At 72.3% G+C, this 15,742-nt stretch carries 13 protein-coding genes; 7 read left to right on the top strand and 6 right to left on the bottom strand.

Features of this window, described 5'->3' with window-relative positions:
* Positions 1–20: 20 nt before the first annotated feature.
* Together IF29_RS0133850 and IF29_RS0133845 are read left to right on the top strand one after the other, a co-directional pair.
* Positions 21–1,649, top strand: coding sequence for a hypothetical protein (locus tag IF29_RS0133850; protein WP_157624063.1), 1,629 nt, complete (start codon positions 21–23; stop codon positions 1,647–1,649).
* A 126-nt stretch (positions 1,650–1,775) separates the two neighbouring features.
* Positions 1,776–2,927 (top strand): hypothetical protein, encoded by a 1,152-nt coding sequence (locus IF29_RS0133845; protein ID WP_030263307.1) that lies wholly within the window; start codon positions 1,776–1,778, stop codon positions 2,925–2,927.
* 22 nt (positions 2,928–2,949) lie between these two features.
* On the opposite strand, the gene IF29_RS0133840 is transcribed toward IF29_RS0133845, so the two are convergent.
* On the bottom strand, positions 2,950–4,575 hold the full coding sequence (locus tag IF29_RS0133840; RefSeq protein WP_030263304.1) for a PucR family transcriptional regulator: 1,626 nt from the start codon (positions 4,573–4,575) through the stop codon (positions 2,950–2,952).
* 147 nt (positions 4,576–4,722) lie between these two features.
* Here IF29_RS0133840 and pruA point away from each other — a divergent pair, with 147 nt between their 5' ends.
* Together pruA and IF29_RS0133830 are read left to right on the top strand one after the other, a co-directional pair.
* Complete coding sequence (pruA, locus tag IF29_RS0133835; RefSeq protein ID WP_030263301.1) at positions 4,723–6,351, top strand: L-glutamate gamma-semialdehyde dehydrogenase; 1,629 nt, start codon at positions 4,723–4,725, stop codon at positions 6,349–6,351.
* Positions 6,352–6,405: 54 nt separating this feature from the next.
* Complete coding sequence (locus tag IF29_RS0133830) at positions 6,406–7,335, top strand: proline dehydrogenase family protein (RefSeq protein ID WP_030263299.1); 930 nt, start codon at positions 6,406–6,408, stop codon at positions 7,333–7,335.
* Positions 7,336–7,345: 10 nt separating this feature from the next.
* On the opposite strand, the gene IF29_RS0133825 is transcribed toward IF29_RS0133830, so the two are convergent.
* The 4 genes from IF29_RS0133825 to IF29_RS0133810 form a co-directional block, all read right to left on the bottom strand.
* Positions 7,346–7,591 (bottom strand): DUF1471 domain-containing protein, encoded by a 246-nt coding sequence (locus IF29_RS0133825; protein WP_030263296.1) that lies wholly within the window; start codon positions 7,589–7,591, stop codon positions 7,346–7,348.
* Between the two features lie 67 nt (positions 7,592–7,658).
* Positions 7,659–8,690, bottom strand: coding sequence for a PDDEXK nuclease domain-containing protein (locus IF29_RS0133820; protein WP_030263292.1), 1,032 nt, complete (start codon positions 8,688–8,690; stop codon positions 7,659–7,661).
* 181 nt (positions 8,691–8,871) lie between these two features.
* A complete protein-coding gene (locus tag IF29_RS0133815) occupies positions 8,872–10,068 on the bottom strand; it encodes a TerD family protein (protein ID WP_030263289.1) in 1,197 nt (398 codons plus the stop codon).
* A gap of 81 nt (positions 10,069–10,149) precedes the next feature.
* Positions 10,150–10,980: an NAD-dependent epimerase/dehydratase family protein gene (locus tag IF29_RS0133810; RefSeq protein WP_051726374.1), complete on the bottom strand. Its 831-nt coding sequence runs from the start codon at positions 10,978–10,980 to the stop codon at positions 10,150–10,152.
* 117 nt (positions 10,981–11,097) lie between these two features.
* On the opposite strand from IF29_RS0133810, the gene IF29_RS0133805 reads away from it, so the two are divergent.
* Positions 11,098–12,039, top strand: coding sequence for a 5-dehydro-4-deoxyglucarate dehydratase (locus tag IF29_RS0133805; RefSeq protein ID WP_030263281.1), 942 nt, complete (start codon positions 11,098–11,100; stop codon positions 12,037–12,039).
* A 16-nt stretch (positions 12,040–12,055) separates the two neighbouring features.
* Complete coding sequence (locus IF29_RS0133800; protein WP_030263277.1) at positions 12,056–13,192, top strand: hypothetical protein; 1,137 nt, start codon at positions 12,056–12,058, stop codon at positions 13,190–13,192.
* A gap of 107 nt (positions 13,193–13,299) precedes the next feature.
* Here IF29_RS0133800 and IF29_RS0133795 read toward each other — a convergent pair whose 3' ends face one another.
* Complete coding sequence (locus tag IF29_RS0133795) at positions 13,300–14,085, bottom strand: IclR family transcriptional regulator (protein ID WP_030263274.1); 786 nt, start codon at positions 14,083–14,085, stop codon at positions 13,300–13,302.
* Positions 14,086–14,198: 113 nt separating this feature from the next.
* Here IF29_RS0133795 and IF29_RS0133790 point away from each other — a divergent pair, with 113 nt between their 5' ends.
* Complete coding sequence (locus IF29_RS0133790; RefSeq protein WP_030263270.1) at positions 14,199–15,710, top strand: aldehyde dehydrogenase (NADP(+)); 1,512 nt, start codon at positions 14,199–14,201, stop codon at positions 15,708–15,710.
* Positions 15,711–15,742 lie beyond the last annotated feature (32 nt).

Genomic DNA, 15,742 nt, shown 5'->3' with positions numbered 1-15,742 from the left:
TCGAGAGCGAGTGTCCGATCATGGCAGGTCCCAGCCGTAAGAAGAGTGGTGCGCCGGCCGGGGTCCCGCTCCCGGCCGACATGGATCTGGACACGCTCTACGGTGCGTCCGGGGCCGACCCGGAGGAGCTCTTCGACGAGGAGGAAGAGGAGCTGATCATCGTCCCGCCGGTGCGGCTGCTGCCGCGCGAGGAGCTGGCGGCGGCGGCGCTGCGGGTGCCGCTGTTCGAGCAGGCGATCCGGCTGGCCGGCTGGGTCGGGGCCGGGCGCCCGGTGGACGAGTTCGGCGAGCTGGGCCGGGAGCAGGAGGAGCTGGCCGCGGCCGAGCTGGAGCTCGGCGCGGGCGACGAGGGGGCGCTCGCGGTGGCGCGGGCCTGGACCCTGGCCCTGGACCTCGCCCTGGTCGAGCTGGGCGAGCCGGACTCGGACGGCGCGGACACCGCCCGCCCCACCGCCGCGCTGACCGCGCTGAGCGGCGGCGACCCGGAGGCCGTACTGGAGGCCTGGCAGCTGGCGGCCGACACCGTCGCGGACGTGGTGGTCGAGGCGGACCTCGACCCCAATGAGCTGCAGGCGCTGGAGGAGGCCTCCGAGGGCAGGGACGAGGAGGAGTCCGAGGCCATGTACGAGCGCCTGGAGGCGGCGCGCGAACAGGCCTCCGGGCTGCTGGACGACGCCCTGCAGGTGCTCTACGAGGCCAGGGCCTTCGCCGACACCGAGGCCGACGAGACGGTCCCGCTGGGCGTGCTGGCCGCGCTGCTGGTGGTGCCGGACGGCGAGGAGCCCACCGAGGAGATGCTCGGTGACATCACCAATGTGATGGTCGCGCTGGACCCGATGCTGCAGGACCTCGCCGACATCGGCGTGCTCGACTACCGCCCGATCGATCCGGCGCTCTTCGACGAGTCCGGCGACACCGCGCCCGAGGCCGTCGGGCCCGGTCTGGACGGCGACGTCGACGAGGACGAGGCGGCCCGCTTCGGCCTGGCCAGGCTGACCGCGCTGGGCGTCCACCAGGTCCGGCAGTGGCTGCTGGAGGAGGGCTACGAGGCGCCGCTGATCGGCGACCTGGCCCGGGGCACCGCGGCCGAGCTGCTGGAGGGGATCTGCGAGGCGGTGAACGTGCTGCCGGACGAGGAGATCGCGGAGTGGCTGGTGGACCGCGAACCGCTGCCGGCGGCGGCCGAGCTGCTCGCCGCCGCCCGCGGCAACGACCTGACCGGGCCCACCCGCCGGCTGCTCTGCGCGGCGGCGCTGGCGCGCCTCGACGGCGCGGCCGAGCCCGCGCTGCGGGAGGTGCTGGCCGATCCCGAGCTCGCCGGTCTGGCCACGACCTGGCTGGCCGGACGGGGCGTCGAGGACTTCGACCTGCCCGGGCGGCCGGTGATGCTGTGGACCATGGTGGACACCCTGGCCGCCCAGCTGATCGAGGAGGGGCCGGAGGAGAGCGGCTTCGCCGCGTTCATGGTGCAGCTCTCGGACGAGGAGAAGCCGGCCGAGCTCTTCGCGGAGCTGTGGCGGATCGAACACCCCTACACCACGGCGGTGCTGGAGGCCGTGGGCGAGCGGCACCCGGACAAGTCCACCGCCAAGGAGGCCCGCAAGGCCGCCTACAAGGCGCGTTCGCGGATGGGCTCGCAGCAGCAGTAGTCCAGCGGGACGGGCTTCCGGCCCGGTCGATCCGGTGCCCGGATCCGGTGCCCGGCCGGGCCGTCGCTCCGTAGGCTGGGAGTCGGCGACCATGGCGACCGCGGCGCGGCCGGAGGGGGATTCTGCGTGCATCTCAGGGGTAGCGGTTCCAGCTTCGAGGGGCCCCGTGACATCTGGCGCGAGCTGGCCGAGTCGGACCTGCGCAGCCTCGGTCGGCGCAGCTTCCGGGTCTACGGCCCGATCGCGCCGCTGCTGGACTCGCCCGCGCTGTCCTCCTGGGAGCAGCACAACGGCAGGCTCGCCGTGGTCGTGCTCTCGCACGGGGCGCTGTTCGATCCGGACGGGCCCTACGTCCAGGTCGAGACGCACGTGGAGGAGGAGGGCCTGAGCCTGTACCCGCTCCAGGACGTGGTCGAGGACGAGCGCGACCGGCTGTTCACCCACGCCGGGATCGACGAGGGGGCGGGGACGGACCCGGCCGAGGAGTCCGAGCCCTGGTTCACCGTGGACGGCATCCCGGTGCGGGCCCGGCTGCGGGTCGAGGGGAAGCTGTGGGCGGCCAGGTTCTCCGTCGGCGGTCCCGACAGCCCGCTGCGCGGACGCGGCGGCGATCCGGTGGTGCTCACCCTGACCGGGCGCGGCATCGCGCCCGAACGGGTCGCGCTGCGCACGGTCGAGGAACTGCAGCCCTACGCGCTGGGGCGGCAGGCGCTGCTTCAGGCCGTCGCCGAACGGCGGGGTACGCCCCAGCCGCACATCAGCGAGCGCGAACTGCCCCAGGCCCAGGGGTTGGAGGCGCACCGTCGGCTGATCGACTTCTCGGTGCAGGACGCGTTGCGTTTCGAGGCGTCGATGGAGTCGGGGCACAAGCCCCGGACGCCCAGGGGCACCAGCGGCCATGCCGAACTGTGGGAGAGCGCGGTGCGCCAGCAGATGCGGCTGGCCGGGGAGGACCGGGCCCAGGCCGACGAGGCGGTGGGGATCCTGGTCAACCAGATGACCAGGCTCGCCTTCCGGGCCGACTGGTTCCCGGGCACGGACGACGCGCGGGCAGCAGTGGAGGAGAGCATCCGCTACGCCGTCTTCGACAGCGACGTCCCCAGTGCCGGGGCGCAGCGGGCCTGGAGGATCCGGTTCCGCTGGGACCCCTCCGCGATCGCCGAGGCGGCGACGGAGCAGGAGCGCCGGCGCTTGCTGGAGCAGCGGCTGGCGGTCGAGGCCGACTGGCTGGACCAGTGGAACAGCTGGCTCATGGAGCGTTCCGAATCCGGGAGCTGATCATCCGTCGGCTGATGAAACGTCACTTCTCGGGGGCGGGGGCGGAGGCGGTGTCGGGAAGCCGCAGCTGGAGCATGGCCAGCAGCCGCTGCTCGGGGCTGCTCAGGTCCAGGCCGGTGAGCTGCTGGGCGCGGCGGACCCGGTAGCGCAGGGTGTTGGGGTGGACGTGCAGGCCGGCGGCGGCCTCCCGGACGTCGCCGAGCCCGTCCAGCCAGGCCAGCACCGAGGCGGCCAGCCGGCCGCCGTGCCGGGCGTCGTGCGCCACCAGCGCGGTCAGCCGGGGGTCGCGGACCTCGGGGTTGGCGGCCAGCAGCTCCAGCAGTTCGCCCAGCAGCACCTGGGCCCTGACGTCGGGCAGCGCCGCGATGTCGGCGGTGATCCGGCCGGCCGCCATCGCGTCCATCACCCGGTCCGCCTCGGCCCGGGAGGCCGGCACCGCGTGCAGGTCGGGGACGACCCGGCCCACGGCGCCGCGCAGCGGCTCGCCGGTGTGCCGCCGGGCCGCGTCGGCGATGTCCTGGGCCCAGCCGCGCAGGGTCTCCGGGGAGACGCCGCGCGGCAGCTCCGGCAGCAGCACGTAGACCCGGTCGCCGACCGGGGCGACCAGTGCGTTGCGGTGCCGGGCGGCCGCGTGCACCGAGATGACGTTGAGCGCCTCGCTGCGGCCCGGCTCCGGTCCGCCCGGCAGCGCGAAGCCCAGGACGGCGGCCGGACGGCGGACGTCCAGGGCCAGGTGCCCGGCCAGGGTCTGCGGCCCGGTCGCCCCGTCCAGCAGTCCGGCCAGCAGGGTGCGGGTGAGCCGCAGGTCGGCGCTGACCTCGCTGCGGCGGCGGACCAGGTGCAGGGCGGCGACCCGGGCCGCGCCGAGCAGCGCCTGGTCGGCGCGCTCGGCCAGCGGGGCCGATCCTTCCTGCACCCAGATCGTGCCCAACTGCCGTTCGCCGGAGCGGATCGCGACCACCAGTCGGCGGCGCAGGCCCAGCTCGGGGTGCGGGTCGATGGACACCACCGCGTCCAGGGTGCGCAGCTGCTGGAACACGCCCCACTCGCGCAGCCGGGAGAGGTACGGCTCGGGTCCCTGCCAGCCGAGGATGGTCAGCCGGCGCAGGTCGTCCGCCTCGTCCGAGTCGGCGGAGCGGGAGTAGGCCAGGATCCGGTTGGCGGTGTCCTCGATGCTGACGATGCCGCCGGTGAGCACCGCCGTGGTCTGGGCCAGGCCGAACAGGTCGCCCTCCTCGGCGTCGGCATGGGTGAACTGCGGGCGGCCGACCGCGAGGGCGGCGCGCACCAGTGCGTCCAGCCGGTCCCAGCGGGCCTCCGGATGGACCGAGAGCAGGGCGACGCCGGCGTCCTCGGCAGCCGTGCGCAGGGCCTCCGGCGGGGTGCCGGGGGCGGGCTTGACAGCCACGGCCGTCGCCCCGTCCCGGGCGGCGGCGCGCAGCACCGGGAGCGCGGAACGTCCGCGCACGCCCAGCGCCAGCACCAGGTCGCCGGCGCGCGCGACCGGCGGGTCCTCCGGGTCCAGCAGGGCGACCCCGGTGACCGGCGCATCCAGGTCCGGGGCGTACTGGAGCTCGGCCAGCGGCTCCCCGAAGGACATCAGCAGTTGGCGCAGCGAGACGCCGTCGGGCTCCTGCACGATGTCCACCCCTCTTCTCCGGCTCTTGTCCGATACGCCAGCCTCCAAGGCCAGATGTTATCCGTTCGGCCAAATCGGTGGCCCACCGCTGAGCCCTAGCGTGCTGCACAGGGCGCAGAGGCCCTGCCCCACCCGTACAAGAGGAGAGCGCGCGTGTTGGACGCTGTGACCCGGATTCCCGCGCCGGTCAATGAGCCGGTGCACAGCTATGCGCCGGGCAGCCCCGAGCGGGCCCGGCTGGAGGCCGAGCTGAAGCGGCTCGGCGAGCAGGGCCCGGTGGAGCTGACCATGGCCGTCGGCGGCGTCCGCCGCCTCGGCCGGGGCGAGCCGGTCGACGTGGTCCAGCCGCACCGCCACGCCGCCGTGCTCGGCACCCTGCGCAACGCCACCCGCGAGGACGCCCAGGAGGCCGTCGACGCCGCGCTGGCCGCCGCTCCCGCCTGGCGGACGCTCTCCTTCGACGACCGGGCCGCGATCTTCCTGCGCGCCGCCGACCTGCTGGCCGGCCCCTGGCGGGAGACCATCGCCGCGGCCACCATGCTGGGCCAGTCCAAGACCGCCCAGCAGGCCGAGATCGACAGCCCCTGCGAGCTGGTCGACTTCTGGCGCTTCAACGTCCACTTCGCCCGGGAGATCCTGGCCGAGCAGCCGCAGTCCTCGCCCGGCGTCTGGAACCGCAGCGACCACCGGCCGCTGGAGGGCTTCGTCTACGCGATCACGCCCTTCAACTTCACCGCCATCGCCGGGAACCTGCCCACCGCGCCCGCGCTGATGGGCAACACCGTGGTGTGGAAGCCCTCGCCGACCCAGCAGTTCGCCGCGCACCTGCTGATGGACCTGCTGGAGGAGGCCGGGCTGCCGGCCGGTGTCATCAACATGGTCACCGGCGACGGACTGGCCGTCTCCGAGGTCGCGCTGACCCACCGTGACCTGGCGGGCATTCACTTCACCGGCTCCACCGCCACCTTCCAGAAGCTCTGGGCCACCGTGGGCGCCAACATCGGCGGCTACCGCAGCTACCCCCGCCTGGTCGGCGAGACCGGCGGCAAGGACTTCCTGGTCGCCCACCCCAGCGCCGACCCGGCCGTGCTGAAGACCGCGATGACCCGCGGCGCCTTCGAGTACCAGGGCCAGAAGTGCTCGGCGCTGTCCCGCGCCTACGTCCCGGCCTCGCTCTGGGAGCAGATCAGGGACGGATTCAAGGACGAGGTGGAGTGGCTCACCATGGGCGACGTCACCGACCTGGCCAACTTCATGGGCGCGGTCATCGACGCCCGCTCGTTCGCCAAGAACAAGGCCGCCATCGACCGCGCCGCGGTCGACCCGCAGGTCGAGATCCTCGCCGGCGGGAGCTACGACGACTCGGTCGGCTACTTCGTCCGGCCCACCGTGCTGGTCTGTGCGGACCCGGCGGCCGAGTACTTCCGCGAGGAGTACTTCGGCCCGGTGCTGGCGGTGCACGTGTTCGCGGACGACCGCTACGAGGAGGTGCTGGAGCAGCTCGACTCGGTCTCCTCCTACGCCCTCACCGGTGCCGTCATCGCCCGCGACCGGGCCGTCATCGCCGCGACCATGGAGAAGCTGCGCTTCGCGGCCGGCAACTTCTACATCAACGACAAGCCCACCGGCGCGGTCGTCGGCCAGCAGCCCTTCGGCGGCGGACGGGCCTCCGGCACCAACGACAAGGCCGGCGCGGCGCAGAACCTGCTGCGCTGGACCTCGACCCGCTCCATCAAGGAGACCTTCGTCCCGCCGACGGACTTCCGCTACCCGCACATGGGCTGACGCTCCCTCGTCTCCGCCGTCACCTGTTCCCGTACATCCCTGCCAGGAGTCGTCATGCTCCGTACCCCCCTCCTCGCCGCTGCCCGATCGCCCCGCGCCCGCGCGGTGGTGCAGCAGCTTCCGCCCACCCGGGCCCTGGTCGAGCGCTTCGTCGCCGGCGAGGGGCTGGACGACGCCGTGGCCGTCACCGACGAACTGGTCGGGGCGGGCCGGCGGATCACCCTGGACCACCTCGGCGAGGACACCCGCGACGCGGCCCAGGCCGCGGAGACCGCCGCCGCGTACGAGCGGCTGCTCGGCGCGCTCAAGGAGACCGGCCTGGCCGAGCGCGCCGAGGTCTCGGTCAAGCTCTCCGCGGTCGGCCAGTTCCTGGGCGCCGACGGGGAGCGGGTCGCCCTCGACAACGCCCGCCGCATCTGCGCCGCCGCGGCGGACGCGGGCACCACGGTCACCCTCGACATGGAGGACCACACCACCACGGACTCCACCCTCGGCATCGCCCGCGAGCTGCGGGCGGACTTCCCCTGGCTGGGCGTGGTGCTGCAGGCCTACCTGCACCGCACCGAGGCCGACTGCGCGGACTTCGCCGGCCCCGGCTCCCGGGTCCGGCTCTGCAAGGGCGCCTACCAGGAGCCGGCCTCGGTGGCGTACCAGTCCAAGCGCGAGGTCGACCTCTCCTACGTCCGCTGCCTCAAGCAACTGATGCGCGGCGAGGGCTACCCCATGGTCGCCTCGCACGACCCCCGCATGATCCGCATCGCCGGTCAGCTGGCCCAGTGGAACAACCGCAAGGCCGACACCTTCGAGTACCAGATGCTCTACGGCATCCGCCCGGACGAGCAGCAGCGCCTCGTCGACACCGGCGCCACCATGCGCATCTACCTCCCCTACGGCGGCGAATGGTACGGCTACTTCATGCGCCGCCTCGCCGAACGCCCGGCCAACCTGGCCTTCTTCCTGAGGGCCCTGGCCACGAAGAACTGACCTGGGCGGGCTACCTGTCCCGCGGCGCCAGGATCTCGCCGGTGCCGTAGGCGGTCCAGGAGTTGTTGTGCGAGTTGCACACAAGCCGTGCACCGGTGACGCAGTGCGCGCCCTCCGCCTGGGCCTGCTGTGCCAGTTCCCGGAAGGCGTCGGCCGGATTCCAGCCGGTCACGGTGACGACCCACGCGTACTTGACGGTCACTCCGTCGAGATCGTGATCGCCGGTGGTGCGGATCGGTATGGCGGTCTGTGCCATCGGTGCTTCCTCCGGTTCGTTGAGTTGCGACGCATTGTCGCAGCTCAACGTTGGTGAGTAAGACGATTCACGGCTGTGCTTCCTGCTCCAGGACACCCTGGGCCACGCGGGCCAGATCCTCGCTGCTGGGGAGCAACTCGCGTACCTGCCGGGGCAGGCCGACGTAACTGCTCACGGCGAGTGGTCGGTTGTGGTTCTGCAGGGCGTACTCCACGGCAGCATGGTTGCGACCCGCGCTGAGGAGGATGCCGATCGTCTCGTCGTCCCGCTCCTTGTCACGAACCAGGTCGTCCACGACGGCGACGTAGAAGCCGAGCTTGCCGACGTGTTCGGGGCGGGCCGTCCTGGTCTTCAGCTCGAAGACGACGTAGCGGTGCAACTTGCAGTGGTAGAAGAGCAGGTCGATGCGGAACTCCTCGCCTCCGACCAGGACCCGGTACTGCCGACCGACGAAGGAGAAACCGACACCCAGTTCGGTGAGGAATTCGATGAGCCGCGCGACGAGGGCGTCCTCGAAGTCACGTTCAGCGTGGTCGCCGTCCAGGCCGAGGAACTCCAGCCGGTAGGGGTCCTTGACGAGCTCGCGAACGGCGTCGGACTGCTCGGGGATGACAGTGGTGGCGAAGTTGGTCTGCGCAGCGCCCTGGGAGAGGTGCAGTCCGCTGGTGATCCAATGCTGCAGCATGGCTCTGGACCAGCCGTGCTGCACGGCAGAGCGGGTATAGAAGTCCAGCTCAGCGGGAGTGTTGGTCTTGTCGAGGAGGACCGTGATATGGCCCCAGGGCAATTGTCCAACAGGCTGTTGGACAATTGGCTCCGGCCAGGTCCGGGCCATTTTGAGCATGTACTGCAAGTTGCTGCGCCCAAAGCCCCGCTGGCCGGGATGAGTGGTGCGCAGATCGGCAGCCAGCCGGTCCACGACCTGAGCTCCCCAGCCCTCCTTCTCCTGGCGGGTGAGAATCAGCCGGCCGATCCGCCAGTACAACTCGATCTGTTCGGTGTTGACGGCTCGGTGCGCCCGGATCCGGGCAGAGGTGATTTCCGACTTGATGTCGTGCAGCAGGTCGGCGTAGCCGACCGGGAGGTCTTCGGTGGGCATGGGCGCAGGGTGTCCATTGACCTGATCGTCTGTCATGAGGGCAATGATCCGGGTCACCCGGGTCATCCGAATGGCCGAAACGATCCTGCTCGCTCATATGCGTGAACCTCGTCAAGGTGACGACTTTACAAACACCAAACGAGTGAGGGGATGTTCGAGCCCGGCTCGGCGTAGGAGCAGGTCAGAGGAGTTTGGAGGCGGGTTTGACCATGCCTCGGGCGCTCTTGGCGTCGGCGTACTCCTCGAGGGCGGTCATGACCCATTCGCCGGTGTTCATGCGGATGAGCTTGCAGACCATGACGCCGGTGCGGGGTTCGGCGTGGGTGAGGTCGAAGCGGACGAGTTCGGTGTTGGTGTTGGCGTCGATGAGGCGGCAGTAGGCCTTGGCGACGTCGGTGAACTTCTGGCCGGAGAAGGAGTTGACCGTGAAGACCAGGCCGGTGACCTGCGGAGGGAGGCTCTGCAGGTGGACCGTGATGACCTCGTCGTCGCCCGAGCCGGCGCCGGTGAGGTTGTCGCCCATGTGCTGGATGGCGCCGTTGAAGCCCTGCAGGTGCATGAAGTAGATCTTCTCCAGCTCCTTGCGGTGGCTGTCGAAGGCGATGACGCTGGCGTCCAGGTCGACGGCGCGGCCGCGGTACGCGGGCTCCCAGCCGAGGCCCATCTTCACCGAGGAGAGGAACGGCTTGCCGTCCTTGACCAGGGAGACCGAACTGCCCTTGGTGAGCGAGACCCGGCCCTTGTCGAGGGTGATCTTGGCCGGTCCGGCGGGGGCGGGCGCAGCCGGCGTCGGGGCGGGGGCGGTGAACGGGGCGGCGGCCGGCGCGGGTGTCGGGGCCGGGGAGGCCAGGTGCCAGTCCTCGGGTTCGGGCTGGGCCGGGGCCGCCGACGGCTCCTCGACCGAGATGCCGAAGTCGGTGGCGATGCCGGCGAGCCCGCTGGCGTAGCCCTGGCCGACCGCGCGCAGCTTCCACTCGGTGCCGCGCCGGTACAGCTCCACCACGATCAGCGCCGTCTCGGTGGTGAGCCGGGGCGGGGTGAAGGTGGCCAGGACGGTGCCGTTGGCGCTGTCCCGCACGGTCGCGGTGGGCTCGGTGCCGGCGAAGGTGGCCTGCTGGTCGTCCAGGCTGGCGGTGATCACGATCTTGTCGATGTCGGCGGGCACCCCGTTGGTGTCCACGGCGATGCCGGCCTGGCTGTAGCTGACGCCGGGTCCGCTGGGTGCGTTGAAGAAGATCAGGTCGTTGTCGGAACGAACCTTTCCGGCCGTGGTGAGCAGCAGTGCCGAGACGTCCAGCAGCTTCGCGGCGGCGACCTCCACGCTGACGCGCGTGCTGGTCAGCGGCGTGTTGCCGCCGGGCGTGAGGACTGCGGTCACGGGGGTCTCCAGGGCTCGCACGATGGCCGGATGCCTGATCCGGACTCCTACGGAACCCACCGTAACCGCAGAACCTCCCATTCAGGAGCTGACCGGTCGGAATCCCTCGGGTTGGACCGTGGTGAATGCGCCGCCGAGGTACCGGTACTCGGGCGTGCCCGGGACCAGCGGGCCGTGCTCGGCGACGACGGACTCGGCGAAGGCCTCGGAGTCGTCCTGCGGCTCGTAGCCGAGGGCGCGGGCCGGGGCCAGGTCCCACCAGCCGCGGGTGTTGGCGCTGGTGCCGAAGACCACGGTGTGGCCGACATCGGGTGCGGTGAGCGCCGCGTGGACCAGCCGGGCGCAGTCGGCGGGGCTCAGCCAGGTCTCCAGCATCCGGGTGTTGGCGGGGACCGCGAAGCAGGAGCCGATCCGGATCGACACCGTCTCCACCCCGTACTTGTCGGCGTAGAGCGAGGCCAGCGACTCGCCGAAGCACTTGGACAGGCCGTAGAAGGTGTCCGGGCGGAACGGCGTCTCGATCGGCAGGTCCTGCTTGCGGTCCTCGGGGTGCTCGGGCCGGGGGGTGAAGCCGATCGCGTGGTTGCTGCTGGCCAGGACGACCCGGCCGACGCCCTCCTCGCGGACCGCCTCGTAGAGGTTGTAGGCGCCCTCGATGTTGGCGGCGAGGATGCGGTCGAAGGTGTTCTCCAGCGAGAGCCCGCCGAGGTGGACCACCGCGTCCACCCCGCGGACGGCCTCCCGGACGGCGTCGCGGTCCTGGAGGTCCACGGCGAGGGCCTCCGGCGCGCCGGGGACCGGGGCGATGTCGCTGAGGCGCAGGCTGTAGCCGTAGCCGGGGAGACTCTCGCGGAGGAACGTGCCGACGCCTCCGGCGGCGCCGGTCAGCAGCACACGGTGCGGGGTGGGCATCAGGCCTCCGAAGAAGATTGAACAAGAATGTGGATCGCATTCACATATATGGCTAGCCTAGGAGTCGCTGCATCATGCAGTCAACAAGCCCAGCACAGCCATCAGGGAGATTCCCCCATGCCGGACCGCGCCGTACCGCCCCTCGCCGACCGGTTGCACGGACTCCTGTTCTTCCCGGTGACCCCGTTCGCCCCTGACGGCTCGCTGGACCTGGACGTGCTCCGGGCCCATGTCGGCACCGGGGTGGCCGGCGGCGCCGGCGCCGTCTTCGCGGCCTGCGGCACCGGTGAGTACCACGCCCTGGACCTGGACGAGTACGAGGCCGTCGTCGCCGCGGCCGTCGAGGCGACCGCAGGGCGAGTGCCGGTGGTCGCCGGTGTCGGCCACGGCACCGCGCTGGCCAAGCAGTTCGCCGCGCGGGCCCGTCGGGCCGGCGCGGACGGCCTGCTGGTGCTGCCCCCGTACCTGGTCAGCGCCGACCAGGACGGGCTGCTGCGGCACTTCGCCGCCATCGCCGCGGCGACCGACCTGGACCTGATCGTCTACCAGCGCGACAACGCCGTGCTGACCCCGGCGTCGGTGGTCGCCCTGGCCGAACTGCCGCAGGTGATCGGCATCAAGGACGGCTGCGGCGACCTGGACCTGATGCAGCGCATCATCAGCGCGATGCGCACCGAGGCCCCCGACCGGCGCTTCCTCTACTTCAACGGCCTGCCCACGGCGGAGCTCACCGGCCTGGCCTACCGCGGCATCGGCGTCACCCTCTACTCCTCGGCCGTCTACTGCTTCGCCCCCGACATCGCCCTGGCCTTCCACCGGGCCCTGCTGGGCGGCGACGACGCGGTGGTCAACGCGCTGCTGGACGGCTTCTACCGGCCGCTGGTGGAACTGCGCAACCAGGGCCGGGGGTACGCGGTGTCGCTGGTCAAGGCGGGGGTGCGGCTGGAGGGGCTGGACGCCGGCGGGGTACGGCCGCCGCTGTCGGACCCGTCGCCGCAGCACGTCAAGGAACTGGCCGAACTGATCGCCCGCGGGCGCGCCCTGCTCGCCGGCAACTGAGAAGGGTCCTGCATCCATGCGCACCTCCGCCTTCCTCTACCCCTGGGACGTCCTCGGCGACCCGGACGCCCCGGCCCGCATCGCCGACCTGGGGGTCGACGGGGTCACCCTGGCCTCGGCGTACCACAGCACCCGGGCGCTGACGCCGCGTCATCCGCGCACCCGGATCGTCACCGCGCCGTACGCGGCGGTGTACTACCCGCCGTCGGCCGAGACCTGGGCCGGTCGGACCCTGCGGCCGCACCGGCAGCGGTGGATCGACTCGGACGATGCCTGGGGTGAGGCCGCGGAGCGGTTGGCGGCAGCCGGTCTGGAGGTCGCCACCTGGGTGGTGCTGGCGCACAACTCCCGGCTGGGCGGCGAGAATCCGCAGAGCACGGTGCGGAACGCCTATGGCGACCGGTATCCCTGGGCGCTGTGCATCGCCCGTCCCGAGGTGGTCGAGTACTGCGCGACCCTGGCCGGTGAGGCGGGGGCGCGGCCGGGGGCGGTGGGCACGGAGCTGGAGTCCTGCGGGTGGTACGGGCTGGCCCATCTGCACGCCCACGACAAGATCGGGGGTGTGCCGTTGGACGGTGCGGCGCAGTACCTGATGTCGCTCTGCTTCTGCGAGGTGTGCGAGGCCGGCTGGGCCGAGGCGGGCGTACCGGAACTGGCGGCTGCGGTACGGGGGGCGCTGGCGTCGGTGTGGGCGGGGCAGGCCGCGCCGGTTGCTGACGAGTGGTCAGGGGTGGAGAAGCTGCTGGGGGCGGACCTGGCCGGGGTGACGCTGCGCTTGCGGAAGGAACGGGCCCGGGTAGTTCAGCGGGCGTGTGTTCGCGCCGTGCGGGGCGCTGCGGGGGCGGCGGATTTCTCGGTGCTGCTGCATGCGGACACGGCTGCGCATCGGGTGGGCGCGAACGTGGGGGTGGAGCCGGAGTGGCTGCTGGGGGAGGGGGGTGCGGACGGGCTGGTGATGCCGTGCACGGGGACGCCGGCGGTGTTCCCGGATGTTCCCGGGCGGACCTACGCGGCCAACTTCACCGTGGTGCGGGGGATGGGGGGTGACCCTGCGGTCACGCCGCCTCCTGGGGCTACGGAGTTGCGGCTCTACCATGCCGGACTGGCCTCCGACGAGGATCTTGCGGTGGTGCGGAGGAGCCTGCGTCCGTAGGCGGCTTGTCGCGCAGTTCCCCGCGCCCCTGGCGTGCTGAAACCGAGTCAGTTGCACCACCTAGGGGCGCGGGGAACTGCGCGAACGGCAACTGCCCGACCGCCCGCTCAGAGGTGACGGGTCGCCAGGGTCAGCCGGTCGCGGGCGTCGAAGAGGGCGTCGCGGATCATCTGTTCGCGGCCCGGGGTGAGTCGGGCGACCGGGACCGAGCAGCTGACGGCGTCGCGGGCCGGGGTGCGGTAGGGGATGGCGATGCCGAAGCAGCGCAGGCCGAGGGTGTTCTCCTCGGCGTCGACGGAGTAGCCGCGTTCGCGGATCGCGTGCAGGTCCTCGATCAGCGCGTCGATGTCGGTGTGGGTGTGCTCGGTGAGCGGCTCCAGGCGGGCCGGCAGCAGCTTGCGGACCTCCTCGTCGGAGTAGGTCGCGAGCAGCGCCTTGCCCAGCGAGGTGGAGTGGGCCGGCAGTCGGCGGCCGACCCGGGTGAAGGGCCGCAGGTAGTGCTGGGACTGGCGGGTGGCGAGGTAGATGACGTCCGAGCCGTCCAGCCGGGCCAGGTGGATGGTCTCGGTGGTGTCGTCGGCCAGCCGGTCCAGGGTGGTCCTGGCGGCGGCCACGACCTCGTCGCCGTCGATGTAGGAGGTGCCGACCAGCAGCGCGCGGACGCCGATGCCGTAGCGGGTGCCGGTGGACTCGGTCTCGACCCAGCCCAGCTCGACCAGGGTGCGCAGCAGCATGTAGAGGCTGCTCTTGGGGTAGCCGACGGCCTCCTGCACCTCGGCGAGGCTGTGCATGCCGGGGCGGCCCGCGAAGTACTCCAGCAGTTCCACGGTGCGGACGGCCGACTTGACCTGGGCTCCGCCGGCGTCGGCGGCTGCGGGTCGGGCTTGGGGCATCTGGGTTGACCCCATTTCTGCTAGGGACGTATCGTCGGAGTGGTTCAGCATACTGGACAGCGTTCAGCATATGGAATGCATGCGCTCAGAGCTTGCGCCTGGAGGCGGCCCCCATGAACACCACACCAGTGTGGAGTGTCGATGCCCGTACCGGTGACCGTACGGGGGAGGTCGCCGTGGAGGCGGACACCGCGGCGGTCGACGCCGCCGTGCGGGCCGCGCACGCCGCGCAGCCCGCGCTGGCCGACCGCACGCTGCGCGCCGCCTTCCTGCGCGCCGCCGCGGACCGGCTGGAGGCGCACGGCGAGGAGCTGATCGCGACGGCCGACCGGGAGACCGCGCTCGGCACCGGCAGGCTGACCGGTGAGCTCGCCCGGGCCACGTACCAGCTGCGGTCCTTCGCGGACATCGTGGACGAGGGCGCCTTCCTGGACGTGGTGATCGACCACGCCGACCCGAAGGCCGCCCCCGCTCCCCGCCCCGACCTGCGGCGCTGGAAGGTGCCGCTCGGGGTGGTCGGCGTCTTCGCGGCCAGCAACTTCCCCTTCGCCTTCAGCGTGCCCGGCGGCGACACCGCCAGCGCCCTCGGGGCCGGCTGCGCGGTCGTGGTCAAGGCCCACCCCGACCACCCGGCCACCAGCGAGCTCGCCGCGGCGGCGCTGCGGGAGGCGGCGGTGGCGGTCGGACTGCCCGCGGACGTGCTGGCGCTGGTGCACGGCCGGCAGGCCGGGGTCGACCTGGTGCAGCACCCGCTGCTGAGCGCGGCCGGCTTCACCGGCTCCATCCCCGGCGGCCGGGCCCTGTTCGACCTGGCCGCGGCCCGTCCGGCGCCGATCCCCTTCCACGGGGAGCTGGGCAGCCTCAACCCGGTGGTGGTGACCGAGCAGGCCGCGGCGGAGCGGGCCGAGGAGATCGGGGCCGGACTGGCCGGATCGTTCACCCTGGGCATGGGTCAGTTCTGCACCAAGCCGGGGCTGGTGCTGGTGCCCGCGGGCGCGGCCGGCGACCGGTTGGAGAAGGCCCTGACCGAGGGCGCGGTCGACAGCCCCTCCGGGGCGCTGCTGGACGCGCGGATGCGCGCCGGGTTCCTGGCCGGGTTCGCCGAGCGGGCCGCACTGCCGGGGGTGTCCGTGCCGGTGCGGGCGGGCGAGGACGGCTACGCGGTGCGCGCCGGCTATCTGAGCGTGGCCGCGGCGCGGCTGGCCGAGGACGCGCACGAGGTTCTGCTGGAGGAGTGCTTCGGTCCGGTGACGGTGGTGGCCAGGTACCACGACGCGGCCGAGGTCGAGACGGTGCTGGGCCGCCTGGGCGGCAACCTCACGGCGACGCTGCACGCGGAACCGGGGGAGGCCGACGCCGCGGACCTGCTGGCCCGGTTGACGCCGCTGGCCGGGCGGGTGCTGTTCGGCGGCTGGCCGACCGGGGTCGCGGTGGCGCCCGCCATGCAGCACGGGGGGCCGTACCCGGCCACGACGTCGACGGGGACGTCGGTGGGGGGGACGGCGATCGAGCGGTGGTTGCGGCCGGTGGCCTACCAGGGGGTGCCTGCGGCGCTGCTTCCGGTCGAACTGCGGGACGGTTCGGCGGGCGTGCCGAGGCGGGTGGACGGGGTTCTGGAGCGGTGACGCGGGGCTGCGTGGTTTGTCGCGCAGTTCCC

The sequence above is a fragment of the Streptacidiphilus jeojiense genome (genome assembly GCF_000719095.1).
GTDB classification, from domain to species: Bacteria; Actinomycetota; Actinomycetes; order Streptomycetales; family Streptomycetaceae; genus Streptacidiphilus; species Streptacidiphilus jeojiensis.
The sequence above is the reverse complement of the archived record's forward strand: the minus strand, read 5'-3'. Positions and strand labels throughout refer to the sequence as shown.

Excerpts from the sequence above, each read along its gene's own strand:
- IF29_RS0133850 (WP_157624063.1), top strand. The coding sequence starts at position 21 with ATGGCAGGTCCCAGCCGTAAGAAGAGTGGTGCGCCGGCCGGGGTCCCG.
- IF29_RS0133830 (WP_030263299.1), top strand. The coding sequence starts at position 6,406 with ATGCTCCGTACCCCCCTCCTCGCCGCTGCCCGATCGCCCCGCGCCCGC.
- IF29_RS0133825 (WP_030263296.1), bottom strand. The coding sequence starts at position 7,591 with ATGGCACAGACCGCCATACCGATCCGCACCACCGGCGATCACGATCTC.
- IF29_RS0133820 (WP_030263292.1), bottom strand. The coding sequence starts at position 8,690 with ATGCCCACCGAAGACCTCCCGGTCGGCTACGCCGACCTGCTGCACGAC.
- IF29_RS0133810 (WP_051726374.1), bottom strand. The coding sequence starts at position 10,980 with ATGCCCACCCCGCACCGTGTGCTGCTGACCGGCGCCGCCGGAGGCGTC.
- IF29_RS0133805 (WP_030263281.1), top strand. The coding sequence starts at position 11,098 with ATGCCGGACCGCGCCGTACCGCCCCTCGCCGACCGGTTGCACGGACTC.
- IF29_RS0133800 (WP_030263277.1), top strand. The coding sequence starts at position 12,056 with ATGCGCACCTCCGCCTTCCTCTACCCCTGGGACGTCCTCGGCGACCCG.
- IF29_RS0133795 (WP_030263274.1), bottom strand. The coding sequence starts at position 14,085 with ATGCCCCAAGCCCGACCCGCAGCCGCCGACGCCGGCGGAGCCCAGGTC.
- IF29_RS0133790 (WP_030263270.1), top strand. The coding sequence starts at position 14,199 with ATGAACACCACACCAGTGTGGAGTGTCGATGCCCGTACCGGTGACCGT.